Source organism: Micromonospora sp. NBC_00821 (assembly GCF_036347035.1).
Lineage (GTDB): Bacteria > Actinomycetota > Actinomycetes > Mycobacteriales > Micromonosporaceae > Micromonospora > Micromonospora hortensis.
Window position 1 is genome coordinate 5,779,203 of the sequence record NZ_CP108880.1, and the last position, 24,391, is coordinate 5,803,593.

General features: G+C 73.4%; 23 protein-coding genes and 1 riboswitch. Of the genes, 17 read left to right on the forward strand and 6 right to left on the reverse strand.

What is annotated here, in order from left to right; translation table 11 throughout:
* Positions 1-7: 7 nt before the first annotated feature.
* Positions 8-499 (reverse strand): DUF3145 domain-containing protein, encoded by a 492-nt coding sequence (locus OHB44_RS26240; RefSeq protein ID WP_030488755.1) that lies wholly within the window; start codon positions 497-499, stop codon positions 8-10.
* A 309-nt stretch (positions 500-808) separates the two neighbouring features.
* Between OHB44_RS26240 and OHB44_RS26245 the strand changes: the two genes are divergently transcribed.
* Entirely contained in the window at positions 809-1,138 is a 330-nt protein-coding gene (locus OHB44_RS26245) for a hypothetical protein (protein ID WP_238687209.1), read from the forward strand.
* A 74-nt stretch (positions 1,139-1,212) separates the two neighbouring features.
* Here OHB44_RS26245 and OHB44_RS26250 read toward each other — a convergent pair whose 3' ends face one another.
* The gene (locus tag OHB44_RS26250; RefSeq protein ID WP_442932628.1) at positions 1,213-1,914 is read right to left on the reverse strand and encodes a carbonic anhydrase; all 702 of its coding nucleotides are present in this window, start codon (positions 1,912-1,914) and stop codon (positions 1,213-1,215) included.
* A 94-nt stretch (positions 1,915-2,008) separates the two neighbouring features.
* Here OHB44_RS26250 and OHB44_RS26255 point away from each other — a divergent pair, with 94 nt between their 5' ends.
* The 5 genes from OHB44_RS26255 (at position 2,009) to OHB44_RS26275 (ending at position 8,200) form a co-directional block, all read left to right on the forward strand.
* The gene (locus tag OHB44_RS26255) at positions 2,009-2,980 is read left to right on the forward strand and encodes an alpha/beta fold hydrolase (RefSeq protein WP_238687208.1); all 972 of its coding nucleotides are present in this window, start codon (positions 2,009-2,011) and stop codon (positions 2,978-2,980) included.
* 107 nt (positions 2,981-3,087) lie between these two features.
* A complete protein-coding gene (locus OHB44_RS26260) occupies positions 3,088-5,205 on the forward strand; it encodes a HelD family protein (protein WP_238687207.1) in 2,118 nt (705 codons plus the stop codon).
* Positions 5,206-5,311: 106 nt separating this feature from the next.
* A complete protein-coding gene (locus tag OHB44_RS26265) occupies positions 5,312-6,229 on the forward strand; it encodes a cation diffusion facilitator family transporter (RefSeq protein ID WP_112582575.1) in 918 nt (305 codons plus the stop codon).
* Between the two features lie 118 nt (positions 6,230-6,347).
* Positions 6,348-6,479: riboswitch (cyclic di-AMP (ydaO/yuaA leader) on the forward strand.
* 5 nt (positions 6,480-6,484) lie between these two features.
* Positions 6,485-7,549 (forward strand): coiled-coil domain-containing protein, encoded by a 1,065-nt coding sequence (locus OHB44_RS26270; protein WP_372488418.1) that lies wholly within the window; start codon positions 6,485-6,487, stop codon positions 7,547-7,549.
* Positions 7,550-7,690: 141 nt separating this feature from the next.
* Complete coding sequence (locus OHB44_RS26275) at positions 7,691-8,200, forward strand: hypothetical protein (protein WP_266304768.1); 510 nt, start codon at positions 7,691-7,693, stop codon at positions 8,198-8,200.
* A 169-nt stretch (positions 8,201-8,369) separates the two neighbouring features.
* On the opposite strand, the gene OHB44_RS26280 is transcribed toward OHB44_RS26275, so the two are convergent.
* A complete protein-coding gene (locus tag OHB44_RS26280; protein ID WP_238687205.1) occupies positions 8,370-8,837 on the reverse strand; it encodes an SRPBCC family protein in 468 nt (155 codons plus the stop codon).
* A 191-nt stretch (positions 8,838-9,028) separates the two neighbouring features.
* On the opposite strand from OHB44_RS26280, the gene OHB44_RS26285 reads away from it, so the two are divergent.
* Both OHB44_RS26285 and surE read left to right on the forward strand, forming a co-directional pair.
* Positions 9,029-10,006, forward strand: a complete 978-nt coding sequence (locus OHB44_RS26285; RefSeq protein WP_266304767.1) for a 1-phosphofructokinase family hexose kinase — start codon at positions 9,029-9,031, stop codon at positions 10,004-10,006.
* Positions 10,003-10,830, forward strand: coding sequence for a 5'/3'-nucleotidase SurE (gene surE / locus OHB44_RS26290; protein WP_238687203.1), 828 nt, complete (start codon positions 10,003-10,005; stop codon positions 10,828-10,830). The genes OHB44_RS26285 and surE overlap by 4 nt, the downstream gene beginning before the upstream one ends.
* A gap of 63 nt (positions 10,831-10,893) precedes the next feature.
* Here the strand turns inward: surE and OHB44_RS26295 are convergent, their stop codons facing one another.
* On the reverse strand, positions 10,894-11,256 hold the full coding sequence (locus tag OHB44_RS26295; RefSeq protein ID WP_030330302.1) for an STAS domain-containing protein: 363 nt from the start codon (positions 11,254-11,256) through the stop codon (positions 10,894-10,896).
* A 385-nt stretch (positions 11,257-11,641) separates the two neighbouring features.
* Here OHB44_RS26295 and OHB44_RS26300 point away from each other — a divergent pair, with 385 nt between their 5' ends.
* Complete coding sequence (locus tag OHB44_RS26300; protein WP_167457621.1) at positions 11,642-11,782, forward strand: hypothetical protein; 141 nt, start codon at positions 11,642-11,644, stop codon at positions 11,780-11,782.
* A 170-nt stretch (positions 11,783-11,952) separates the two neighbouring features.
* The gene (locus OHB44_RS26305) at positions 11,953-12,351 is read left to right on the forward strand and encodes a hypothetical protein (RefSeq protein ID WP_238687202.1); all 399 of its coding nucleotides are present in this window, start codon (positions 11,953-11,955) and stop codon (positions 12,349-12,351) included.
* A gap of 156 nt (positions 12,352-12,507) precedes the next feature.
* Here the strand turns inward: OHB44_RS26305 and OHB44_RS26310 are convergent, their stop codons facing one another.
* Positions 12,508-15,186 (reverse strand): cellulose binding domain-containing protein, encoded by a 2,679-nt coding sequence (locus tag OHB44_RS26310; RefSeq protein WP_330438525.1) that lies wholly within the window; start codon positions 15,184-15,186, stop codon positions 12,508-12,510.
* Positions 15,187-15,562: 376 nt separating this feature from the next.
* Between OHB44_RS26310 and OHB44_RS26315 the strand changes: the two genes are divergently transcribed.
* The 3 genes from OHB44_RS26315 (at position 15,563) to OHB44_RS26325 (ending at position 17,367) form a co-directional block, all read left to right on the forward strand.
* Complete coding sequence (locus tag OHB44_RS26315) at positions 15,563-16,249, forward strand: BON domain-containing protein (protein WP_238687200.1); 687 nt, start codon at positions 15,563-15,565, stop codon at positions 16,247-16,249.
* 75 nt (positions 16,250-16,324) lie between these two features.
* Positions 16,325-16,822, forward strand: a complete 498-nt coding sequence (locus OHB44_RS26320; protein WP_266304765.1) for a redoxin domain-containing protein — start codon at positions 16,325-16,327, stop codon at positions 16,820-16,822.
* Positions 16,819-17,367 (forward strand): DsbA family protein, encoded by a 549-nt coding sequence (locus OHB44_RS26325; RefSeq protein WP_238687198.1) that lies wholly within the window; start codon positions 16,819-16,821, stop codon positions 17,365-17,367. Before OHB44_RS26320 ends, OHB44_RS26325 begins: the two co-directional genes overlap by 4 nt.
* A 5-nt stretch (positions 17,368-17,372) precedes the next feature.
* Here the strand turns inward: OHB44_RS26325 and OHB44_RS26330 are convergent, their stop codons facing one another.
* On the reverse strand, positions 17,373-20,216 hold the full coding sequence (locus tag OHB44_RS26330) for a LuxR C-terminal-related transcriptional regulator (RefSeq protein ID WP_330438526.1): 2,844 nt from the start codon (positions 20,214-20,216) through the stop codon (positions 17,373-17,375).
* A gap of 144 nt (positions 20,217-20,360) precedes the next feature.
* On the opposite strand from OHB44_RS26330, the gene OHB44_RS26335 reads away from it, so the two are divergent.
* Genes OHB44_RS26335 through OHB44_RS26350 form a run of 4 tightly spaced genes read left to right on the forward strand, consistent with a single transcriptional unit; the run spans position 20,361 to position 24,301 of the window.
* On the forward strand, positions 20,361-20,801 hold the full coding sequence (locus OHB44_RS26335; RefSeq protein WP_274531748.1) for a hypothetical protein: 441 nt from the start codon (positions 20,361-20,363) through the stop codon (positions 20,799-20,801).
* Positions 20,798-21,946 (forward strand): alcohol dehydrogenase catalytic domain-containing protein, encoded by a 1,149-nt coding sequence (locus OHB44_RS26340; protein WP_330438527.1) that lies wholly within the window; start codon positions 20,798-20,800, stop codon positions 21,944-21,946. Before OHB44_RS26335 ends, OHB44_RS26340 begins: the two co-directional genes overlap by 4 nt.
* A gap of 50 nt (positions 21,947-21,996) precedes the next feature.
* Positions 21,997-23,193, forward strand: coding sequence for a saccharopine dehydrogenase family protein (locus tag OHB44_RS26345; protein WP_330438528.1), 1,197 nt, complete (start codon positions 21,997-21,999; stop codon positions 23,191-23,193).
* A gap of 25 nt (positions 23,194-23,218) precedes the next feature.
* On the forward strand, positions 23,219-24,301 hold the full coding sequence (locus OHB44_RS26350) for a DNA polymerase III subunit beta family protein (RefSeq protein WP_330438529.1): 1,083 nt from the start codon (positions 23,219-23,221) through the stop codon (positions 24,299-24,301).
* The last annotated feature ends 90 nt before the right edge of the window (positions 24,302-24,391 follow it).

The following is a 24,391-nucleotide window of genomic DNA, read 5'->3' on the forward strand; positions in this document are numbered from 1 at the left end:
GACCGGGTCAGCCGACCCGAGTGAGCAAGGTCACCGGGGCGCCGTCGCCGGCGTACCGGTAGGGCTCCAGGTCAGCGTCCCACGCGGTGCCGAGCGCCTTGTCGAGGGCGTGCGCCAGCGCCTCAGGGGCCCGGGAGGCCGCCATCAGCGCCCGAAGGCGGTCCTCGCCGAGCTGGATGTCGCCGGCCACGCCGACAGTTGCCCGGAACAGGCCACGGGCGGGCACGTACATGAACCGCTCACCGTCGGCACCGGGACTCGGCTCCTCGGTGACCTCGAAACGGATCATGGGCCACTGCCGGAGGGCAACAGCCAGCTCGGCGCCCGTCCCCGGACGACCGGTCCACCCGCACTCGGCCCGGCGTGCGCCGGGGTCGACGGGCTGAGCCGTCCACTGCAGGTTGACCGGCGCGGCTAGGACGCGCGCGATCGCCCACTCGACGTGTGAGCACACGGCGAGCGGGGTCGAATGGACGTATACGACGCCACGCGTTGGCACGGTGACCTCCCGGGAGAGCGAGGTGCGTCTTCCCCTACGACCTCGTCCACCCAGGTGGCTGCTGCAACACATGATGACTCCTGTGACGCGTGGTGCGCCAGGGAATCGGAAAAAACGCCGGGTGGAATAGCCGGACGGGTGGTCGCCGTTGCCTCTCAGGACACCGCGACGACCAGCATGATGTCGTGGTCCTGTACAGTTCCACCGGCGGCTTATGCCGCGTTACACCTTCGCGGGTCGAGTCACGTACGACCCGCACACAGCCCCCGGACGTCCAGTCCTCCCGTACGTCTTGCAAGGAGTACCTCCGTGGCGAGCAACACCTCTAAGACCGCGCGCGCGTCCGTCCGGGCCGGCCAGGCTGGCCAGGGTGGCGCCCTCAGCGTGCTGGGCGAGTTCAAGTACCTCATCCCGCTCAACGGCGGCAAGCACGCCTACGTGCGGAACCTGACCAACGGCAAGACCGCGCACCTGCGCACGGACTCCGACGCCTTCGTCGAGGAGATCCGCGTTCTGGCCGCCGCCGGCCACGCCGCCAAGATCCGGGCGGAGATCAACAACCTGGCTGTCACCCACCCGGGTGACGGCTGGGAGGCCACCGAGAAGCGCCTGGTCGCGGCCGGCGTCTTCGAGGGCTGAGCCCTCCCCCACCGCACCAACGAAACCGCCCGCTGGGACTTCCCGGCGGGCGGTTCCGCATGTCCGGCGGCAGGTCAGCCTGGATCGAGCAGGGCGACCTCGCCGGTGGCCAGGTCGTAGAGGCCGCCGACCACTGCCACCCGACCGGCGGCCACCGGCCCGGCCAGTAGGTAGTCCTCGCGCAGGGTGCGCACCGTGCGCCGGACGTGCCGGCGGATCGCCAGCGGCTGCACCGCCGGATCGTGCAGCCCCGCCTCGGTGACCGCCGGGGCGATCTCGTCCACCAGGTGCGCCAGCGACCCACCGGGACGCTGCCCGGTGCGCAGCGCTTCCACAGTGGCCTGCACCGCGCCGCACCGCTCGTGGCCGAGGACCATCACCAGCGGTACGCCGAGCTGGCCGACCACGTACTCGATCGAGCCGCAGACCGCGCGATCGAGCACGTGCCCACCGGTACGGATCACGCAGATCGCGCCGAAGGTCTGGTCGAAGATCGCCTCCAGCGGCACCCGGGAGTCGATGCAGCCCAGCACCACCGCGTACGGCTGCTGGTCGCCGGAGGCCGCGGCGGCGGCCGTAACGTCGTGTCCGTGCACCGGCTGGCCGCTGACGAACCGCCGATTGCCGGCGAGCAGGTCGGCCAGCGCGGCGCGGGGTGTGCCGCCGGCCTGCCGCCCCTGCCCCGACGTCGCACCCATGGGCGCTCCCGACGACCCCATGCCGTCCAGCTTGGCCCGCCGCCGTCCGGCACGGGCGAGGTCGGGAATCTTCGGCACGGCGCGATTGGCGTGGTGTCATGGCGGGTAGCCGGTGTTACCGCCGGGTATCGGAGGTGCTGGTGGTACTGGGCGGCCCTGGGGAGGTGTGGCGATGCCGGAGCGGTTCGAGGTCGGTCTGCCGGACGGCGTACGGCTCAACGTCGAGGCGACGGGTCCAACGGACGCCCAGGTCACCGCCATCCTGCTGCACGGCTGGACGCTGGACGGGCGTGCCTGGCACCGGCAGGTCGACGCGCTCACGGCACCGCCGTTCGGCGATGCGGTGCGGGTGGTCGCCTACGACGCACGGGGGCACGGTCGGTCGAGTTGCATGGCGCTGCCCACGGCCACAGTCGCCCAGTTGGGTGACGACCTGGCCGCGGTGATCGACGCGGTCGCGCCGACCGGCCCGGTGGTGCTGGTCGGGCACTCGATGGGCGGCATGACGATCATGGAGTACGCGCACCGCCACCCCGCGCACTTCGCCGCCCGTACCGCCGGCCTGGTCTTCGTCTCGACCACCGCCGAGGGCCACACGCACACCGTCTACGGGCTCTCGCCGCGGATCGCCCGGTTGATCCGGTTGGCCGAGACGACCGGCGCCGGGGTGCTGGCCCGGTGTGGCTCGTGGCGTGCGCCCCGGGCGCTGCTGAACGCGCTGCAACCGAGCATCCGGTGGATGCTCTTCGGTGACCGCTGCGAGCCGGCCGACATCCGCCTGGTGACGTCGGCGGTGGCTCGGGCCTCGCTGCGCTCGATCGGCGGGTTCCGCGCCTCCATCGGCACCCAGCACCGACTGGACACCCTCGCCGCGTTGGCCCACCTGCCGGCCGCCGCCCTGGTCGGCGACCGGGACCGGCTGACCCCACCGCCGTGCGCCGAGTCGATCGCGGCGGCCCTGCCGGCCACCGAGCTGACCGTCTGCCCGGGTGCCGGGCACATGCTGATGATGGAGCGTCCGGACGAGGTCAACGCCGCGCTCGGCGGCGTGCTGCGACGGGTGCTCGCCGAATCGCCGCCGACTCACCGTGGCGCACCGCCGCCGACTCACCGTGGCACGGCCCCCGCCGAGGCGGGTGCCTGAGCACGTTCGCGCACCTCGGGCGCGGCGGGTCGGGCCCAGGGCCGTACTCTTCTCGGTTGGCCCGCGCGGTTCCCGCCGCCTGCCGGCGACCTCTGAAGGAGCGTGCGTTGACCGACCAGACCGGCCTGGAGCAGGAGATCGCCGTCGAGCAACGACACCTCGACCGGGTGTACGCCCGACTGGCCGAACTGCGGCAGTCGGCCGTCCGCGCCGAGCGTGACGGCTACCGGATGGCTCGGGTGGGCACGCACGGCGCCCTGGTCGAGCGCGACGCGATGGTCTTCCACGCGGCGCAGCGGCGACACACCCTGGACGCCGAGCACGAGGGGCTGGTCTTCGGTCGGCTGGACCTGCGCGACCGTCAGGTGCTGCACGTCGGGCGACTGGGGATCCGCGACGAGAACGCTGTCACGCTCGTCGTCGACTGGCGCGCGCCGGCCGCAGCCGCCTTCTACCAGGCCACCCCGGCACAGCCGCTGGACGTGGTGCGGCGCCGCACCATCCAGTCCCGCGCCGAGCGGGTCACCCGGATCGAGGACGACCTGCTGGACCCGACGGCCGCCCCGGAGGGGATGACTGTCGTCGGTGACGGCGCGTTGCTGGCCACCCTGTCCAAGGCCACCGGCCGGGGCATGCGCGACATCGTGGCGACCATCCAGCGGGAGCAGGACGAGGCGATCCGCTCGCCCGGTTCCGGCGTGACGATCGTCGCGGGCGGCCCCGGCACGGGCAAGACCGCTGTCGCCCTGCACCGGGCCGCGTTCCTGCTGTACTCCGACCGCAGCCGCTACGCCGGCGGCGGCATCCTGGTGGTCGGCCCGTCGTCGGTCTTCGTCGAGTACATCGGTTCCGTGCTGCCGTCGCTCGGTGAGGACACCGCGACCCTGCACTCGCTGGGCACCCTCTTCCCGGGGATGACTGCCACCCGCCCCGACCCGCCCGAGGTGGCGGCGGTGAAGGGCTCGCTGCGGATGCGCCGGGTGTTGGAGCGGGCGGCCCGCGACGCGGTGCCGGGCGGCCCGGGTGAGCTGCGGCTGCTCTACCGCGGCACGCTGCTGCGGTTGGACCGGGCCGCGCTGGACCGAATCCGGGATCGCGCGCTGCAACGCGGCGCACGACGCAACGAGGTGCGCCGGGCCGGTTTCGACGGGGTGTTCGCCGCGCTCTGGGCGCAGGCCCGTGAGCTGAGCAGCGGTCGGCTGCCGGAGCAACCGGCCTTCGAGGCGGAGATCGCCGAACGGTCGGAGTTCCGGGAGTTCCTCAAGGCGTGGTGGCCTCGGCTGCACCCCCGGCACGTGCTCGGCTGGCTGGCGCAGCCGGACCGGCTGCGCCGGTACGCCGGGGGGATCCTCTCCTCGGCGGAGATCCGGCTGCTCAACGCCGCGTACCGGAACCTGGACTCGGCCGGGCTGACCATCGCCGACGTGGCGCTGCTTGACGAGTTGGACGCGTTGCTCGGTAAGCCCGCGCAGCCGGCCCGCGCGCGACGCGATCCGTTCCAGCTCGCCGGCGGCGTCCGTGAGCTGAGCACGCTCGGCGAACGGCAGCGGGCCGCCCGCGCGGCGGCCCGGGAACGCCCGGAGGACTACCGGGAGTACGCGCACGTGGTGGTGGACGAGGCGCAGGACGTCTCGCCGATGCAGTGGCGGATGATCGGTCGACGCGGCCGACTGGCCTCCTGGACCGTGGTGGGCGACCCCGCGCAGACCGCGTGGACCGGCGATCCGGAGGAGCTGGACCGGGCCCGCGACCAGGCGCTGGGCCGGCGCAAGCGACACGACTTCACGCTCACCACCAACTACCGCAACTCGGCGGAGATCTTCGCGGTGGCGGCGGCGGAGATCCGTCGGCTCTACCCGGACCTGCCGCTGCCGACCGCCGTCCGCTCCACCGGGGTCGAGCCGGTGGAGCTGGTGGTGCCCGCGACGGGGTTGGAGACCGCGACGGTGGAGGCCGCCGCCGGCCTGCTGGCCGAGGTGGAGGGCACGGTCGGGGTGATCACGCCGGTCCCCCGCCGGGACGAGGTCGCCGGGTGGCTGGGCGCGCTCGGCGCGCCGAGGTTGCAGGTGGTGACCAGCCTGGAGGCCAAGGGCATGGAGTACGACGGGGTGGTGCTGGTCGCCCCGAGCGAGATCCGGGCAGATCCGGGTGCCGGGGTGCGCACCCTGTACGTGGCGCTTTCCCGGGCCACCCAGCGTCTCACCACCATCGACCCGACCGGCTGACGTGTGCGGAGCGCCACCAGCGGACGGCGCTGCCCGTACACTTGCACACATAGCGATGTGAGCATACATTTGACCGGGTCCCGACCAGCGGCGGAAGGTGGTTCTCGTGGGCGCAGGTCATGACCACCACCATGGGTCCGTCGCCAATGCCGCACACCAGCACCGAGGTCGACTCTGGGCGGCGTTCGGGTTGCTCGCCACCCTGATGGTGGTCGAGGCGGTGGCCGCCCTGCACACCGGCTCGCTCGCCCTGCTCTCCGACGCCGGGCACATGTTCACCGACGTGCTCGGCATCGGGATGGCGCTCGCCGCCATCACGGCGACCCGGCGGGCGACCGGCGACCCGCAGCGCACCTTCGGGCTCTACCGGCTCGAGGTGCTCGCCGCGCTGGCCAACGCCGTCCTACTCTCCGGCGTCGCGATCTACGTGGTGATCGAGGCGATCCGCCGTTTCGGCGACCCGCACCAGGTCATCGCCGGCCCGATGCTCGCGGTGGCCGTGCTCGGCCTACTCGCGAACATCGCCGCCTTCGCGCTGCTGCGCGCCGGGGCCCGCGAGAGCATCAACCTCCAGGGCGCCTACCTGGAGGTGCTCGGTGACCTGCTCGGCTCGCTCGGCGTCATCGGCGCGGCGCTGCTCATCACCGTCACCGACTGGTGGTGGGCCGACCCCCTGGTCGCGGTCGCCATCGGCGTTTTCATCCTGCCGCGCACCTGGCGGCTGGCCCGCGCCGCCATCCGCATCCTGGTGCAGGCCGCCCCGGAGCACCTCCAGGTGACCGCCGTGCACGACCGGCTCGCCGCCGTTCCCGGTGTCGTCGAGGTGCACGACCTGCACGTCTGGACGCTCACCTCGGGCATGGAGGTGGCCTCCGCCCACCTGACCATGGCACCCGGCGCGGAGGTCGGCGCGGTGCTCACCGCGGCGCGTACGGCCCTGCACGACGACTTCCGCATCGAGCACGCGACGTTGCAGATTGAGCCCGGCGCCGCTTCTGGAGCCTGTGGCTCCATCGAATGGTGACGGATCCGTAATTTTCCGTGGTGACGCACGCACCGTCCGTCACATCGGCTGCAGCGGCCCCACCCGCACCGGTAGGCTCGGTCCCGGCCTCCACCAGGCGGCGCCCTCCCGGCGCCGGTGGCGGTCGCCGCCTAATCGCCCAACTGGGCGAACCGGGGAACCATGTTCCTGGGGTGTATCCGCGTCAGCGGTAGGGATCTTCCGTCCCGAACCCGTCAGCTAACCCGGTCGGCGGCTGACGGAAGGACATGCGCAGTGGCACCAGCACGACCACCCGCCGCCCGACTGGCGGCCCTGATCGTCGCGATGTTCGCCCTCGGCGTCGCGCTTCCGGCCGGCACCGCCTCGGCCGCTCCCCCGACCGGCCTGCGGGCCGCCGCACCCGACTCCGACGAGGAGGGCGGCACCCCGGCGTTGCGGGCCCAACTCGAGGCGGCCAGCAAGGGCTACCTGGACGCGAAGCGCGCCCTGGACACCTCGGTGCAACGGCAGAAGCAACTCGCCACCCAGCTGACGACCATCGAGGGTGAGATCGACCAGCGCAACGGCAAGGTCGGCGAGATCGCCGAGGTGGCGTACCGCACCGGCCGGCTCGGTGCGATGTCGGCGCTGCTCAACAGCAACACTCCGGAAGGCTTCATGGACCGGGCGGCCGCGCTGGACGCGGTGGCGGCCAACGAGGACCGGGTGCTGCGCGACCTGCTGGACAGCAAGGACAAGGCCAACCGCACCCGGGTCGCCCTGGACGGCGAGATCAACGAACAACGCAAGCAGGTCGCGGTGATGGCCAAGCGCAAGGAGCAGGCCGAACGGGCCCTGACAGTGGCCACCACACCCAAACCGCAGACCACCGCCGACGGCGGCTCCAACCGGGGCACCTCCAGCGCCAACGCGAAGGCCGCACCGCGCAACTCCGACGGCTCCTGGCCCTCCGAGTCGTGCAGCGTCAACGACCCCACGCCGGCCAACGGCTGCATCACCCCGCGCACCCTGCACGCGCTCAACCAGGCCAAGGCCGCCGGATTCACCCGCTACGTCTCGTGCCACCGCCCCAGCGGCTCCGGCGAACACCCGAAGGGCCGGGCCTGCGACTTCGCGGCGCAGAAGGGCGGCTTCGGCGGGAACGCCACCGGCGGCGACAAGACGTACGGCAACAACCTGGCGGCGTACTTCATCCGCAACGCCGACCGGCTCGCCGTGCTCTACGTGATCTGGTACAGGCAGATCTGGCTGCCCAGCAGCGGGTGGAAGTCGTACAGCGGGGCGCAGGGCACCCCGTCGACCGACCACACCAACCACGTACACCTGTCGGTCTACTGACCCACGCGTCGTGATGCCTGTGAGTCATCCGGTGGCTCACAGGCATCACGTGTGTCCGGGGCGGGGCTACGTCGCCGGGCGTACCCGTGATGTCGTCGATCGTCGGACGACCCGGCAGCGGTCGGCGGGAAGCATCGCGGTATGCCTCGGATCCGACCCACCACCCGCAAGGCGCTGCTCACCCTGCATCTCGTCACCTCGCTCGGCTGGCTCGGCGCCGACCTGGTGCTGCTCACCCTCGGCATCGCCGTCCAGCGGGGCGCCGACCCGGCTGTGGTCTATCCGGTCACGGCCCTGGTCGGCACTGTGCTGTTCGCGCCGCTGAGCGTCCTGGTCTGGCTGATCGGGGTCGCCAGCTCGCTGCTCACCCCGTGGGGCCTGCTGCGCCACCGCTGGGTGCTGGTCAAGCTCGTGCTCACCACTGTGATGGTCGGGCTGGTGCTGTTCCTGCTCACCCCGAACCTGCGCCACGCCGGAGCGGTCGGCGCAGCTCTGCCTGCCCGGGATCGCGCCGACCTGGTCATCGCGCCGGCGGTGTCGACCAGCCTGATGATCATCGCGACGGTGCTGTCCACCTACAAGCCCTGGGGCCGGCGTCCCGCCACCCGGCCGGCCCGCACGAGCCGTGATCGCGCAGCAACCACGATCTAGACGCCACCCCCCGCTGAGCACGTCGCACCAAGCGCAAGCGATCTGCCCTGCTCCGCGATCTTGCACTTACTGTCCCGACATATGGGGCATTACGCCGATATAGACAACCGAAACTGCAAGATCGACGCAGCGGGGCGGCGGGGCGGCGGGCGGGGCGACGCGGCGCGGGTCAGGTCGGGTTTGGCGGGGTGCCGGTGCGGTCGAGGGCCGCGCCCAGCCGGGTGGCTAGGGCTAGGTGAGCGGCCTGGGCCTGGCGGAACGCGTAGCGGAACAGCGGCGTCGGCGCGGTCAGGGTGATCTCCACGTCGATGCGGACCAGGCCGTCCGGCTCGGCGCGTAGCCGGGTGTGGTTGCGCACTGTGGTGGCCGGCCACTGGCGGGCCACCATGACGATCTCGTCGGCCTCGCTGATCAGCACGTCCGCGTGGTAGGTGGTCCGGAAGCGCAGCGGACCGGCCGCCAACCGGTCGTTGATCGTGTAGCTGGCCTGGGCGCCAGGCCGGGGCGGCACCCGGCGGACCCGGACGATCAGCGGGTGCAGCTCGCCCTGCCGGGTCAGGTCGCTGAGCAACGCTGCCGCCTCGGCGGGTGAGCACCGGGCCTGGACGGTGTAGCTGAAGGTATCGCTGCTGCGCACACCGTCTCCCGCCGTCGTTTGTCGCTCGATCGTCCCGTACCGATGTCTGGCTGGCAACGCCCCCGGGCCCTCGGCGCCGCGCCGGACCCGGCCGATGCGACGACCTGCCACCACCTGCGCCATTAAGGTCGGTTAGTGCGAAATCTTCCCCGAAGATGCCGGAGGGCGGCCAGCATGAACGGCGACGACCGATGAGTGGGCACGTGATGGTCTTCGCGCCCACTCCACAGCTGACGGTGACCGTGGACCAGCCCAACGACCACCCCGAGCTGCACCTGCACCCTGGCGGGCAGGGCGTCTGGCAGGCCCGGATGGTGATCTCCCTCGGAGTCGACGTGGTGCTCTGCGCCGCCCTCGGCGGGGAGATCGGCCAGGTGCTGGAGCCACTGCTGGTCAGTGAGGGCGTGGACCTCAAGGTGGTGGTCCGTGACTCGGGCAGCGGCGGGTACGTGCACGATCGCCGCGACGGCTCCCGGCAGGAGATCGCCGACGTGCCTGGGCAGCCGCTGAGCCGGCACGAGATCGACGAGCTGTACAACCTCGCCCTCGGCGAGGGCCTGCAGGCCTCGGTGAGCATCCTCAGTGGGCCGAACGAACCGTGGCTCGTACCGGCCGACCTGTATCGACGCTTCGCCGCCGACCTCGGCGCGAACGGCGGCCGGGTGGTGGTCGACCTCTCCGGCGATCACCTCGCTTCGGTGCTGGAGAGCGGTGTGTTCTTCCTCAAGGTGAGTCACGAGGAGTTGATCCGCGACGGCCGCGCCCGCAGCGACGACACCGAGGAGCTGACCCGGGCCATGTACGAGCTGCACGCGGGCGGCGCCGAGACGGTGGTGGTGAGCCGCGCCGACCAGCCGGCGTTGGCGCTCATCGAGGGGGAGCTGTTCCAGGTCGAGATGCCCCGGCTGGAGGCCGCCGACCCGCGCGGCGCGGGCGACTCGATGACGGCCGGAGTGGCGGCCGTCGTGGCCAGGGGCGGGGACATTCGGACCGCCATCCGCACCGGCGCCGCCGCCGGCGCACTGAACGTGACCCGGCATGGCCTGGGCACCGGACGGCTGGACTCGATCACCGGCCTGGTGGACCGGGTCCGGCTGGTGCCGGCGGACAGCCGGCAACAGGAGCGGACCACCCCGGACGAGCTGGCCGGCCGGGTGGTCGAGCGATGACACTGCGGGTGTTGATCACCAACGACGATGGGATCGCGGCGCCGGGCATCCAGGCGCTGGCCTGGGCCGCCCGGCAGCGGGGCCTGGACGTCGTGGTGGCCGCGCCGATGGAGGAGGCGAGCGGCACCAGCGCCGCGATGAGCGCCATGGAGCGCGACGGGCGAGTCGTCGTGAACGACCATCCGCTGCCGGACCTGGCGGGCGTGCCGGCGTACGGGGTCGCCGGGTCACCGGGCTTCATCACGCTGATCGCCCTGCACGGGGCGTTCGGCCCGCCGCCGTCGGTGGTGCTCTCCGGGGTCAACCGGGGCGCCAACGCCGGCCGGGCGGTGCTGCACTCCGGGACGGTGGGTGCCGCGTTCACCGCCGCCACCAACGGCTGCCGGGCGATGGCGGTCTCCCTGGACGTGCTCTCCGCCGGTGAGGCGACGGCCGCGAGCGGTGGCGCCGCCGTGGACGCCGCAGCCCGGGTACGCGACGCCGAGCGGCACTGGGGCACCGCCGCGCGGGTGGCCCTGGACCTGCTCCCCCGCTTGACCTCCGCGCCCCTGGAGAGCGTGCTCAACGTGAACACCCCGGACCTGCCGCACGGGCAACTGCGCGGGGTGCGGCGCGGCACCCTGGCCAGCTTCGGTCAGGTACAGATGACGGTGGCCGAATCCGGCCACGGGTTCGTCCGTACCTCGCTGGAGGAGCCGGGGCAGGCCGCACAGCCGGGCACGGACGTGGCGTTGCTGGCCGCCGGGTACGCGTCGGTGACGGCCGTCCGAGCGGTCACCGAGGCGACCGACGTCGACCTGACCGGCCTGGACGAGCAGCCCTGACGCGCCGGGTCGGCCACGTCGAGCAGCGCGACCGCTGCCCCCTCGACGGGCAGCCCGGCGCGCTCAGGCGCCGGGCAGCACCTCGGGGGTGGCAGCGCCGGCGAAGTAGGGCTCCGGGGCACCGAAGAGGCCGAGCAGGCCGGTCACCCAGAGCTGCCGGTGCACGAACCGGCTCGGCTCGGTGACCACCAGCTTGACGTCGCTGACCTCGGCTGTCTGGAAGCCGGCGACCATGGCGCTGATGCCGACCGAGTCGATGAAGGTGACCAACCTCATGTTGAGTTCGATGCGTAGAGGGCGGCCCTTGGCCAGCACCTCTGCGATCGCTTCGCGCACCTCGTACGCTGTGTCGACGTCGATCTCACCCCGTGGGGCGATCTCCACGACACCACCGGACAGAACCGACTTCACGATCGACAGGCTCACGCGAGCACCTCCACCCGCCCGTCCCCCGGGCGCCTCATCAGTACGCGGGCCGCGACCGAGAGTATTCCTCCGACGGCCTCGGTCGCCACCCCTCGGGATGAGCAATTCGCGGATCCGGGCCCACAAAGCCACCCATATCCGCACTTTTCAGTATCTGATTACTCAAGACTTTTCGTTATCTGAGCACCGGCGATCGGTCGTGACCGGCCCGCCGCCGAACCAGGGTAGCGGTCCCGGCCCGGCGCGCCCGACAACCGGCCCATGACGTACGCCTGCCCCGTGTGCCGTCGGCGTGTCGCCCACCGCCGACCGGCGCGACCCGCGCCCCCGGTTGCCCACGCGCCCTAGCATCGGCCGGGACACCCCGCGACGGAGAGGATCTTCGATGATCAAGCGACTTGCCGGGCTGGCCGGCGTCGGTGTTCTGCTCGCCCTCGTCCTGGCCTGCGGTTTCGGTGGCGGAGGCGACGATGACGACGATGACGACGACTTCGCCCGAGGTGTCGCCGTGTCAGCGGTGCGCTGATTCGGCGGCGCGCCGAGTTCCGGAGCGCCGAGTTACCGGGTGCTCCGCGGAGGTCGGGGTTTGCGTCCGGCTGACGCGGGGCACTGCGGGGTAGGCGACACCGTGACGCGCTGGAAAGACGCCGAAGTCCGAAGTGGCCGGCGGCTTCGGCACCCGAGGAGGTAACCACGATGTTCGGAACCAACCTGCTGGACCGTCGCAGCAAGCCGGAGCGGATCGCGGATCAGGCCTGGGAGCACCTGCTCTCAGCCGTCAGCTACGCCGGAGACAGTGTGCGGGACACCGCCCGCTCGGCCCGCCAGAACAGCAGCGATCTCGCCGACGGGGCGGGTGACCTGGTGGGATCCGCCGCCGACGAGGCGCGACGCCGCGCCTCGTTGGCCTTCGACGCGCTCGCCGGCCGCCAGCCGGCACTGCCCTGGACGCTCCTGATCGGCGCCGCGCTCGTCGGCGCGGCGGTCGGCTGGGCCGTCGGCTCCGCCGCGCGGGCCGCCGGCAGCCGGGACGACCAAGCGGTCGACGACGTGGAGTTCGTCGACGTCGACCGTCCCAACTCCCCCGCCATCTGAACGTCAGCGCCACAGCGGGCCCCGATCGACTTCAGGTCGAGCGGGGCCCGCCGTGGCGCCGGGGGGTGGACCCGGTCCGCCGGGTGCCGGACCCCTCAGGCGGCCCGGCGGACCGGTGCTTGGTGGTGATCCGGGGTCCCGACCCGGATCACCCGCTCAGCGGCTCGTGCAGGTGATGACGGCCGGGGACGTGTTGCTACCGGCCCACGAGCCGAGGAAGCCGGCGGTGGTGCTGGCCCCGGCGGCGAGCGCGCCGTTCCAGCCCGTGTCCCGGACCGACACGGCGGCTCCGGTCTGGGTGTGGGTGCCGCTCCAGAGCTGGTCGATCCGCTGGCCGTCGGTAAAGGTCCAGCCCAGCGTCCAGCCGGCGATGGGGGCGCTTCCGACGTTGCGGACCACCAGCTCGGCCTGGAAACCGCCGGACCAGGAGCCGGTCACCCGGTAGGTCGCCGCGCAGCCGGCGGACGGCGGCGGAGTGGTGGGCGGCGGAGTGGTCGGGGGCGGCGTGGTCGGGGGCGGCGTGGTCGGGGGCTCGCCCCCGCTGCGCTCGGCGACCAGGATGCCGCGACCGTTGGTGCCGAGGTAGACCCGACCGTGGACACGCGGGTCGCCGGTCAGCGCCTCGGTCGGATTGCCGTACTGGTGGCGGTCGTCGTTGACGCGTACCCAGGTCGCGCCGGCGTCGTCGGAACGGTGCACGCCCGGTTGACCGTTCACGGTGCCGTAGAGGAAGACCGCGGGGATGGTCCGCCCAGGTGCCGCCTTGCCGAAACCGACGTTGCCGGAGGCGCTGACGCCGTCCAGCCTGGTGAAGCTGGCGCCGGCGTCGGTGGAGCGCCACAGACCACCCGGCCCCGCCAGCCACAGTTCGCCGGCCCGGCCCGGCAGCGCCTTGAACCGCACGTCGGTGGTGGGCAGCCCGGTCGTCGCGGTCGGGGTGAAGCTGGCCCCGCCGTCGGTGCTCAGGTAGAAACGCCCGCCGCTGAAGCCGTAGAACCGGGTGGGGTCGACCCGGTCGGACTCGATAGTGGCGTTCGCCGGGATGCCGGTCGACGCTGCCCAGGAGTTGCCGAAACCGACCGAGTGGACGACGCGTTGGCCCGCGTCACCGGGTGCCCAGACGAAGCGGCTGCCGTCGGCCGCTGCGGCTACCGTGCCGCCGAGGTTGACCCCGGACGGTTCGGTGCCCTGGAACCAGGTGGCGCCGCCGTCGGTGGAGAAGGCGACGTGGCTGTCGTTGGGCCGGTCGGCGTCGGTGAAGTTGCCGGCGCGCACCAGCACCGCGGGTTTGCTCTCGGCGTAGTCGAGGCTGGTGGTGGTCGTGAACACCGGCTGGGTGAACAGCATCGACGGAATCGCGTCCAGGTCGGTGTGCCGGAAGCCGCCGACGTCGCCGAGCGCGCTGATCAGGGGTGCGCCGCTCGGCGGGCTGATCAGGTCGAGGACGGCTGTCTCCTCAAGCCCCCGGACCATGGGCCGGAGGGTGAACTGACCACCGGTGTCCCACTTGGTCAGGTCGGTGGTGCCGTAGATGGTGGCACCGGTGCCGTACATCATGCGGTTGGAGTCGTGCGGGTCGATCTCCACCGACTCGTTCATCCAGCCGAGCTTGGGCGCGTCCTCCGGAGGTGCCGGGTGGAGACCGAAGGTCAACCAGGGCACCGAACTGATGTCCATGGTGTAGCGGCGGGACCTCTCCGGGTAGTTGCTGAACTCCCAGATCCGCGTCCAGGTCGCCCCGCCGTCGGTGCTGCGGAAGAAGATGGCGTCCGGCCACCAGGAGACCTGGGTGGCCACCAGCAGGGTGTTCGGGCGAAGCCGATCGATGGTCAGCCCGCTGTAGCCGAAGTAGGCGTCGGCGCTGGTGGAGGGCACCGGGCTGATCCGCGTCCAGGCCCCGGTCGACCGGGTGAACTTCCAGACGTCGCCCTTGCCGCCGTCGTACGGGCCGCCGGTGTCGCTGGTGGCGATGTAGAGGTGACCGCCGACCGGGTCGACGACCCCCTTGTGGGCCAGGTAGCCGGTGGGCTGACCGGGGATGCGCGCCCAGGTGACGCCGCCGTCGGTGCTGCGGTAGGCCGGGTTCTCCTTGTCCGCCACGCCCACGTAGATGGTCTGCGTGGTGGAGCCGGCGGTGCCGGTGCTCTTGTCGAAACTGACCCAGGTCAGGCCCTGGTTCTGCCCGTTGTAGCCGTTCGGGTCGCCGGGGTCCGCCCGGTAGTTGCCGACGTTGGGGAAGGCGGCGACGCGGGCCCAGGTCACGCCGTGGTCGGTGCTGCGCCAGAGCCCGTTGCCGCCCTCGGCGCCGTAGTACACGACGCTGTTCCGGTTGGGGTCGACGGCGAGCCGCTCCCCCATTCCCCGGCCCGGCATGTTGCCGCCGTTCTTGAACGGCAGCTCGGTGGCCTGCCAGGTGGCGCCCTTGTCGGTCGAGCGCAGGATCGCGCCGTTGTTCGGGTCCCAGCCGTTTGTGTACATGCCGACCGCTGCGTACACCCGGTTGGTCTGGACCGGGTCGGTGGCGATGCTGACCACGCCGTTGTAGCCCCACCGGTCGGCGCCGACCCAGTCGAGCAGCGGCGTCCAGGACTGGCTGGTCTGTTCCCAGCGGTACGCCCCGCCGATGTCGGTGCGCGCGTAGATGAGGTTCTTCTCGGTGGGGTTGAAGACGATGCCGGGTACGAAGCCGCCACCGCCCACCGGGACGTTCCGCCAGGTGTACGCCTCCGCGGCGGCCGGGGTGGGGGCCGACCCAGCGGCGGTGAACGGGACCACCACGACGGCTGTGGCGGCGGCCAGCACGGACACGATCGTGCCGGCGAGACTTCTCCGCATCTGCGGTTCCTCTCGGGATGGAGCCCCGGGGGACGGGGTTCGATCGCCTGGGTGACGCCGTGGCCCGGGGGACGAGCAACGACGACGGGGTGAGCACGACGACGGGACGGGCGGAGCTGCCCTGGCTCCACCACCCGACGCGACGGCTCCCGCGATCGAGGAACGCGATTACCGTAACCGAAATTGGCTCGCTTTGGAAGCGCTCCCATCATCGATGTTCGTCAGCCGTTCCCGCCCGTCCCGCCCAGGTCGGGCCGCGCCGTCACCCGGTCCGGGCGAGGGCGGCTCACCCGGGGCGGCGGCAGGATCGCAGCACGGCGGACCTCCGGCCGCGGCCAGCACCCGGTCCGCCATCGGAACAGCGGAGGAGGGACAGATGGCCATCGCGGAGATCAACCGCACCGACCAGGACATCCAGTCCGCCGTGCTCGACGAGCTGACCTGGGAACCGCGGGTGCAGCCGCACGAGATCGGCGTGACCGTCGCCGAGGGCGTCGTCACCCTGACCGGCCGCGTGGACAGCTACGCCAAGAAGTGGGCCGCCGAACGGGCCACCCACCGGGTCGCCTCGGTCCGGGCGGTCGCCAACGACGTGGCCGTACAGCTCACCAACGGCACCGAGCGCGCCGACAGCGACCTGGCCGCCGCGGCCAGCCACGGGCTGGAGTGGGACGCGTTCGTGCCCATCGAGAAGCTCCAGGTCACCGTCTCAGCCGGCTGGGTGACGCTGCACGGCGACGTCGAGTGGGAGTACCAACGTCGAGCCGCCGAACGCGCGGTGGCCCGGCTGACCGGCGTACGCGGGGTGAGCAACGGCATCACCGTCCGACCGGCCACCGCGCCGGACGCCCGCAACCTGGCCGACCGGATCGTCGACGCCCTCGCCCGGGCCGGAGCGACCGAGGCCGAACGGATCAGCGTCCGGGTGCACGGCGACACCGCGATACTCGCCGGGTTGGTGCATTCGATGCCCGAACGGGCCGAGGTCGAGCAGGTGGCCTGGTCCGCGCCGGGCATCCGGGAGGTGCAGAACCACATCGCTGTCGCCCCGGTGCTGCGCTGAGCGGGCGCTGAACGCGCGCGGAACCACCCGGGGTGGGTGAGCCCGTCTCACCCACCCCGGGAGCAGGCTGGTGGCATGAGTGATCCGAACGGGCTGATCCAACCGGGGCGCACCGCGCCCGGTTTCACCCTGCCGGCCACCCCGGACGGGGCTCTGCTGGGGCCCGAGCAGTTCCGTGGCCGGCCGGTCGTGCTCGCCTTCTACCCCGCCGACTGGAGCCCGGTCTGCGGTGACCAGATGTCGCTCTACCAGTCGGCGGCACCCGTGTTCGCCCAGTACCAGGCGGTGGTCCTCGGGGTGTCGGTGGACGGCATCTGGTCACACCGGGCGTTCGCGGAGAGCCGGGGCATCGAGTTCCCCCTGCTGGCCGATTTCGAGCCCAAGGGCGAGGTGGCCCGCAGCTACGGCGCGTACATGCCGAACGGTGAGGCGGCCCGCGCGCTCGTGGTGCTGGACCCGACCGGGAAGGTGACCTGGAGCTACCTGTCGCCGCCCGACGTCAACCCCGGCGCCGACGGCATCTTCGACGCGCTGGACCAACTCGCCGCCGACCGGAAGGTGATGGCCGAATGAGCACGCCACTGCAGGTCACCGCCCGACTTCGAGACCCGGTGACCTCCGACGACCACATCCGGGGGCCGGCCGACGCGGCGGTGACCATCGTCGAGTACGGCGACTTCCAGTGCCAGTTCTGCGGTGCCGCGTACCCGAACCTGCACGAGTTGCTGCGGCAGCGGGCCGACACCGTACGGCTGGTCTACCGCTACTTCCCGATCGCCAACGTGCACCCGTACGCCGAACGGGCCGCCGAGACGGCCGAGGCCGCCGGGGTTCGCGGCCGGTTCTGGGAGATGCACGACTGGCTCTACGAGCATCAGGACCAGCTCGACCCGGTGCACCTCTCGCTCGGCGTCGAGCAGGTCGGATTGCCGCCGGACGAGTTGAACGCCGAGGTGGAGAACCGTGCGCACGCGGACCGGGTGCGCCGGGACTTCGTCGGCGGCATCCGCAGCGGGGTGAACGGCACCCCGACCCTGTTCGTCAACGGCATCCGGCACGACGGCGGGTACGACCTGCCCGACCTGCTGACGGCCGCGGACGCCGCCGCCAACGCCTGACCCGCTCAGATCAGCCGCAACTCGCGCGCCCGCCGGACCGCCTCGCGCCGGCGGGTCGCGTCGAGTTTGCGGTAGATGTTGCGGACGTGGGTCTTCACCGTGTTGACCGAGAGGGACAACTCGCCGGCGATCTCCACGTTGGACAGGATGCTCTGCAGGTAGCGCAGGATGGTCAGCTCCCGCTCGGTGAGCGGCTCGTCGAGCGCGCCCCTCGCCCCGGCGGCCGGCCCAACGGCGCCCTGTCCCGCGCCCCGTACCAGGTCACCGACCAGAGTGAAGTGCGCGGTGCCCGCGTCCAGGTGCGCTGCCAGCAGGTCCCGCACCTGCGGTTCGGCGCGGGTGAAGACCCGACGGCAGCCCTGCGGGCCGGCCAGGTCCAGCGTCTGCTCCAGGATCCGACCCGCCCGACGACCGTCCCCGGCGCGCTGGGCCAGCACCGCGTCAAGCAGACCGGCGTCCAGGCGTACCGGTAGCGGCCAGGCAGTGGCGTCTGGCGTCTGCCAGTCCGGCAGGGTCCGCTCGGCGGTGGCGGCGTCGCCGGCCCGCAGCTGCACCTTCGCCAACGTCACGGCGAGCACCGGCTCGGCCCCCTCGTCGGCGGCGTCGGCCAGCAGGTCGCGGGCGGAGTCCAGGTCGCCCCGCGCGGCCCGCAGTTCGGCCTCGGCGGCCCGCAGCAGAGCGGCCAGCTCGTCGGCGGACGGCCGGTCGGCCAGCGCCTCCCGGGCCCGGACGAGCAGGCGCTGGCCGGTCGCCGGGTCACCGGAGTCGTGGCGTAGCTGGGCCCGGCACAGCGCGGCCACCGCCGCCGCCACCGGTTGGTCGGCGGCGGACAGCAAGTCGCCGTCCACGTCGGGGTCGCCGGCCCAGCCGCCGGTCACGTCGAGCGCCGGGAGGGCGAGGGCGAGGTTCGCCGTGGCCTCCTCGGGCTGGTCGCGCAGCAGTGCCACCACGGCGAGAGCCAGGTACGCGTGGCCGCAGTCGAGCCGACAGGACCAGCCCCGACAGGGCGGCATGCCGAGCGCGTCCCTGGCCGCCTGCTCGGCTGCCCGCAGTTCGCCGCGCACCGCGAGCAGCAGCGCGGCGCGGCTCGCGGCGACCAGCTCGGTACGCGGCCGGCCGGCTTCCCGAGCGGCCGCCCGGGCCCGGACGAACCGGGCGGTGGGCAGCGCCCCGTCGGCCAACTCGGCCAGCCCCAGCGCGGTGCCCGTGAACGCCCGCAGGTCCAGGTCGTCGGCGGCCCCGCCACCACCGGCCGTCGGGGCGGAACCGGTCGCCCCGGTCGGAAGCCGGGTCGGCGTGGCTTCCGCCGGGCGGGTGCGCAGTAGGCGAGCGGCGGCGGCCCGGACCTCGGTGCGGTCGTCGGCGAGCCGGGCCACTGTCAGCTCCAACGCGGTGACCAACCGCAGGAACCGGTCCCGACGCGGCACCGGCAGGCCCACCGCGTGCCCGGCGGCGGCCCGCAGGTGACCGGTGGCGGCCGGCAGGTCACCGGCGTACGCGCGCTCGGCAGCACAGGCCAACGCCACCTCCGGGTCGGCGCGGATCACCTCCGCTGGCGGCGGCGTGGGTGCCGGGGCGCGCACCGGGTCCCTGTCGTAGCGGGTCAGCTCCGGCCAGTGCGCGACGAACAGGTCACCGGCCAGGTCCCAGCGGCCGGCGGCCAGGGCGTGCCGCAGAGCGTCGGCGGGCCGGCCGTCACCCGCGTACCAGTCGGCGGCCCGGACGTGCAGCTCACGTAGCTCCTCGGTGGGCAACCGGGCGAGGTCGGCGCGGAGCAGGTCGGCGAGCAGGGAGTCGTACCGGTACCAGGGCGGCCGGGTGTCCTCCCGGTGCAGCAGACCACCGGTCCCGGCCAGGTCGGCCAGCACCTGCCCGGCGTCGGCGCGGCCGGTCAGCGCCTCGGCCAGGTCGGCGCAGACGGTGTCGACGACGGCGGTCCGGCGCAGCAGATCCTCCTCGGCCGGGTCGAGCGTCGCCAGCACCTCCTCCCGCAGGTAGCCGGCGATCTCCGGTTGGTCTCCGCCGAACTGCCCCACCCAGCGTTCCGGGTCGGCCTGACCGCGTACCGCGAGGGCGGCGATGCGCAGCGCGGCCGGCCAGCCGCCGGTGCGCTCCCGCAGCCGGTGCACGGCGGTCGCCGGCAGCGCGGCGGCGTGGGCGGTGAGCAGGTCGGCCACCTCGTCGTCGGTGAACGCCAGCTCGTCCGGGCCGATCTCGGTCAGCTCGCCGGCGAGGCGGAGTCGGTGCAGTGGCAGGTGCAGTCCGGCCCGCGCGCCGATCACCAGACGGAGCCGCCGCCCGGCGTGCCGCAGCAGGAACTCCAGGCCGGTCAACGCCGCGGGGTCGGCGACCCGGTGCAGGTCGTCCAGGATCAGCAGGACCGGCCGGTCGGCGGCGGCGAGCGTGGCGGCCAGCGCCTCCAGCTGGTCGGGGCGCGGCGGCCGGTCGGGCACCGGGCCGCCCTCCGACGACCCGATCGCCGAGCGCAGCGCCGCCGCGAGGTACGCCCAGAGCCGGTCGGAGTCGTCGCCGGCCTCCACCGACATCCACGCCGAGACCGGGTCGTCGGCCGGGGAGACCGACAGGTCGCCGGAGTCCGGCAGTACCGTGCCCGGCTCCACGTCGGGTGGCGCGCCGCCCAGCCGCATCCAGGAGGCGAGCAGTGTGGTCTTGCCCCAGCCGGCGGGGGCGGCCACCAGGGTGACCGGTCCCGCGCTGCCCTCGTCCAACCGGCGCAGCAGGCGGGGCCGGGCGACCACCGGCTCCGGCGGCACAGCCGGCGTCAGCCGGGACGCCAACAGCGGTGGCCCAGGTGCCGGTTCGACGCGTACGTGATCCTGTTCCGGCACCCAGCCCCACCCCCACCACGCGCTCCGCCCCCGGTCGGCGAGCGGTTACCCGGCACGGGCGGGTTCACCCCTTCCGGGCGAGCGCGCTTCACCCGGGAGCGACAGACGATCGGGGGACGTGAACCGGGAGGACGGGTGGTACCGATGGGACGGCTGGCGCGGGCGGGACCAGCCCTCGGCGGCGTGGTGCTGGCCGGGGCGGCGCGGCTGCTGCGCGTACCCCGTCGGGTTGCCCGGCAAGGCGCGGACGGCGACGCAGCCGCGCCGGCCCGGTGGGAGGTGGTGACCGTCGACCGGCCGCCGGAGCAGGTGCTGCCGGAGGGCCGTTGGCCGGAGCCGCTGCGCCGCCTGGACGGGGCGGTCGAGGTGCGGGTGCGCGCGGCGCCCGGCGACCGGGGCACCGAGTTGGCCGCCCGGCCGCTGGCCGGCGTCAGCCCGCCCGCCGGGCTGGCCGCGCATCTGGTCGGCGACGACCCGGGTCTGCTGGTCCGCCGGACCCTGCGCCAGATCAAGCAACGGGTGGAGGCCGGTGAGGTGCTCCGCGCGGACCGGTCCGCGCTGGACCGCCCCGAGGTCCACGGGTGAGAGCGGTGTGTTGGGTGGCCGCCGGCGAACTGGCCGTACGCGAGGTCCCCGATCCTGAGCTGCGCAACGAGCGTGACGTCATCGTTCGGGTCCGGCGCAGCGCCACCTGTGGAGGTGACCTGCCGCTGCTGGCCGGCCGGCACCCGCTGCTGCGGCCCGGCGACGTGCTCGGCGCGGAGTTCCTGGGCGAGGTGGTGGAGGTCGGGCCCGGAGTCCGCCGACACCGCGCCGGCGATCGGGTGGTCGTCGGCGCGAGCGTGGCCTGCGGTGGCTGCTGGTACTGCCGCCAGGGCCTGCACTCCTGCTGCGACAACGCCCAGGCCGACCTTCCCAGCGCCGATCCCGACTGGGCCCGCTCCGACGCCGGCTGTTTCGGCCGGCCCCGCGCGGCGGGAGGTTTCGCGGGCGGCCACGCCGAGTACGTGCGGGTGCCGTACGCCGACGTGAGCGCCTTCCGGGTGCCGGACGTCGTCGACGACGACCGGGCGGTGTTCGCCGCCGACGTGGCGCCGACCGGGTGGCTGGCCACCGAGTTGGGTGCGGTACGCCCCGGCGACGTGGTGGCGATCTGGGGCGCCGGTGCGGTGGGTCAGTTGACCGCCCGGGCGGCGGTGCTGCGCGGCGCCGCCCGGGTGCTGGTGGTGGACCGGCACGAGGAGCGGTTGCGGATGGCCGAGCGGCACTCCGACGCCGAGTCCCTCGACTACCGCCGTACCGACGTCGCGGCGGAGCTGCGCGACCGTAGCGGTGGGCGCGGGCCCGACGTGTGCGTGGTGGCGGTCGGCCCGCCGCCGGCCCGGTCGAGGTCGGACCGGTTCGCGGGGCAGCACCCCGACCGACCGGACGCGCTGCGGGAGGCCGTGCACGCGTGTCGCAAGAGCGGCGTGGTGGTGGTGCTCGGCACGGCGGGAGGGTTCGTCGACGCGTTCCCGTTGGGTGCGCTGACCGAGCGGCGACTCACGCTGCGCGGCGCCGGTCGGCCGGATCTGCGGGACGTGCCGATGCTGCTGGACCGGATGGCCCGCGACGAGCTGCGGACCGAACACCTGGCCACCCACCGGCTGCCGTTGGCGCGGGGCCCCGAGGGGTACGCGCTGTTCCGGGACCGGGCCGACGGCTGCGTACGCACCGTGTTCACGCCGTGACCGCCTCCTCGTGATCGCTGATTGGCGACCACGAATGGCAGACTCTGAGGATGACTGGCGAGCGAACGTACGACGTGGTGCTGTTCGGGGCGACCGGGTTCACCGGCGGCCTGACCGCCGAATACCTGGCTCGGCACGCGCCGGCCGAGCTGCGCTGGGCGTTGGCCGGGCGCAACCCGCAGCGCCTCGCCGCCGTACGGGATCGGCTGGCCGCTATCGACCCGAGCCTGGCCGACCTGCCGCTGCTCACCGCCGACGTGACCGACGCCGACTCCCTGCGGGCGGTGGCGGAGAGCGCCCGGGTGGTGGCCAGCACGGTCGGCCCGTACATCCACCACGGGGAGCCGCTGGTCGGGGCCTGCGCCCGGTCCGGCACCGACTACCTGGACATTACCGGCGAGCCGGAGTTCGTCGACCTCATGTACGTGCGTCACCACGCCGAGGCGACACGCACCGGCGCGCGGCTGGTGCACGCCTGCGGCTTCGACTCCATCCCGCACGACCTGGGCGTCTGGTTCACCGTCAAGCAGTTGCCCGCCGACGTCCCGATCACCGTGGACGGGTACGTGCGCGCCGGCGGCCGGTTCTCCGCCGGCACCTACCACTCGGCGCTCACCGCGTTCTCCCGTACCGGGCAGGCCAGCCGGGCCGCCCGAGACCGCCGGGCGGTCGAGCCACGCCCCACCGACCGGCGGGTCCGGGCGGTGCCCGGCCGGCTGGCCCGCTCGGCGGAGCTGGGCATCTGGACCGTGCCGCTGCCGACGATCGACCCGCAGGTGGTCCGCCGCTCGGCCACGGCCCGCCCTGAATACGGCCCGGACTTCCGCTACCGGCACTTCGCCGCGGTGAAGCGGCTGCCCACGGTGCTGGCCGGCGCGGCCGGGCTCGGCGCGCTGATCGGGCTGGTGAAGCTGCCGCCCAGCCGGCGCTGGCTGCTCGGCCGGCTGGCGTCCGGGCAGGGGCCCACCGCGCAGCAGCGGGCCTCGTCCTGGTTCCGGGTCCGGTTCGTCGGCACCGGCGGCGGGCAGCGGGTGGTCACCGAGGTCGCCGGCGGCGACCCCGGCTACGACGAGACGGCGAAGATGCTGGCCGAGTCGGCGCTGTGCCTGGCGCTCGACGAGCTGCCGCCGACCGCCGGCCAGCTCACCCCGGTCGCCGCGATGGGTGACGCGCTGCTCGACCGGCTGGTCCGGGCCGGCCTCACCTTCCGGGTGCTCAAGCAGGAGACGCGGGAGCCCGCGGCTTGACCCTCAACCGGGTCGAGGGGGCAGGATGCCCAGCGTGAGCGACCTGCACAGCATCGGCGAGCTGGCCCGGGCCAGCGGCCTGACCGTCAGCGCACTGCGCTTCTACGACTCGGCGGGGGTGCTGGAGCCGACAGTGGTCGACCCGGTGACCGGCTACCGCTGGTACGCCGAGGGGCAGATCGCCCCGGCCCGGCTGGTGGCCGGGCTGCGTCGGATCGGCATGCCGGTGCCGGAGATCGCCGCAGCGGTGCGCGCCGAGCCGGCGGGGGTGCACCACCTGCTCGACGCGCACCTGCGCCGGCTGGCCGACGGGCTCAGCGACGCCCGCCGCGAGGTCGACCGGCTCCGGGCCCTGGTCGACGCGGCCTCGCCGACCGCCACCACACTTCTGGTCGCCCCCGCCGCCCTGGCCGCCGCGCTCGACGCGGTGCGCTTCGCCGTCGGCGTCGATCCGGAGTTGCCGATGCTCGCCGGTGTGCTGTTCGACGTGGAGTCCGACGGCGTCCGGCTCGTCGCCACCGATCGGTACCGGCTCGCGCTGGCTCGGGCCGGGGCCGACGTCGACGGGCCGCCGGTGCGGGTGTTCGTGCCGGTGGCCCTCGTCGACCAGCTCCGGCCACTGCTCGACACCGCCGACACCTGGCCGGTACGGCTGACAGTGGCGGGCGCGGACCTGCGGGTGCGGGTGGCCGACCGCACGGTGACCGGCGTCGCCCTGCCGTACGACTTCCCGGACTACCACCGGCTGCTGCGCAAGTCCGTCGGTGAGCGGCCGAGCGCGCGCCGGATCCCGGTGGACGTGGCAGCGCTGCGCGCCGAGCTGGCCGACCCGGCGGCCCCCACTGTCGCCCTCGACCACGACGGCACGACCCGGGAGGTGACAGTGCTCGGCGTCGACCACCAGGGCCGGCTGCGGCTGCTTCCCGCCGCCGACCTGGGCACTGACGCGCTGCGGGTCGGGGTGGACGGCGGTTACCTGCTGGACGCGCTGAACGCGGCCGGCGCGCCGCAACTGGTGCTGGAGCTGGATGGGCCGATCGCCCCGCTGGCCGTACGCCGACCGGACGACGCGGACACCTACTCGGTGCTCATGCCGATCCGGCTCTGAGCGGGCGGCCAGCACTCCCCGTCCCGGGACGAAAAGCCCGCGACGGTAGCATCTGGTGGTTCACCTGTGACCCCGGACGGAGGCGTACGG

Bases quoted from the DNA above. Each gene is read 5' to 3' on its own strand.
- OHB44_RS26335 (WP_274531748.1), top strand. From the start codon at position 20,361: ATGGGACGGCTGGCGCGGGCGGGACCAGCCCTCGGCGGCGTGGTGCTG.
- OHB44_RS26275 (WP_266304768.1), top strand. From the start codon at position 7,691: ATGCCTCGGATCCGACCCACCACCCGCAAGGCGCTGCTCACCCTGCAT.
- OHB44_RS26325 (WP_238687198.1), top strand. From the start codon at position 16,819: ATGAGCACGCCACTGCAGGTCACCGCCCGACTTCGAGACCCGGTGACC.
- OHB44_RS26285 (WP_266304767.1), top strand. From the start codon at position 9,029: ATGAGTGGGCACGTGATGGTCTTCGCGCCCACTCCACAGCTGACGGTG.
- OHB44_RS26345 (WP_330438528.1), top strand. From the start codon at position 21,997: ATGACTGGCGAGCGAACGTACGACGTGGTGCTGTTCGGGGCGACCGGG.
- OHB44_RS26310 (WP_330438525.1), bottom strand. From the start codon at position 15,186: ATGCGGAGAAGTCTCGCCGGCACGATCGTGTCCGTGCTGGCCGCCGCC.
- OHB44_RS26255 (WP_238687208.1), top strand. From the start codon at position 2,009: ATGCCGGAGCGGTTCGAGGTCGGTCTGCCGGACGGCGTACGGCTCAAC.
- OHB44_RS26305 (WP_238687202.1), top strand. From the start codon at position 11,953: ATGTTCGGAACCAACCTGCTGGACCGTCGCAGCAAGCCGGAGCGGATC.
- OHB44_RS26320 (WP_266304765.1), top strand. From the start codon at position 16,325: ATGAGTGATCCGAACGGGCTGATCCAACCGGGGCGCACCGCGCCCGGT.
- OHB44_RS26300 (WP_167457621.1), top strand. From the start codon at position 11,642: ATGATCAAGCGACTTGCCGGGCTGGCCGGCGTCGGTGTTCTGCTCGCC.
- OHB44_RS26315 (WP_238687200.1), top strand. From the start codon at position 15,563: ATGGCCATCGCGGAGATCAACCGCACCGACCAGGACATCCAGTCCGCC.
- surE (WP_238687203.1), top strand. From the start codon at position 10,003: ATGACACTGCGGGTGTTGATCACCAACGACGATGGGATCGCGGCGCCG.
- OHB44_RS26350 (WP_330438529.1), top strand. From the start codon at position 23,219: ATGCCCAGCGTGAGCGACCTGCACAGCATCGGCGAGCTGGCCCGGGCC.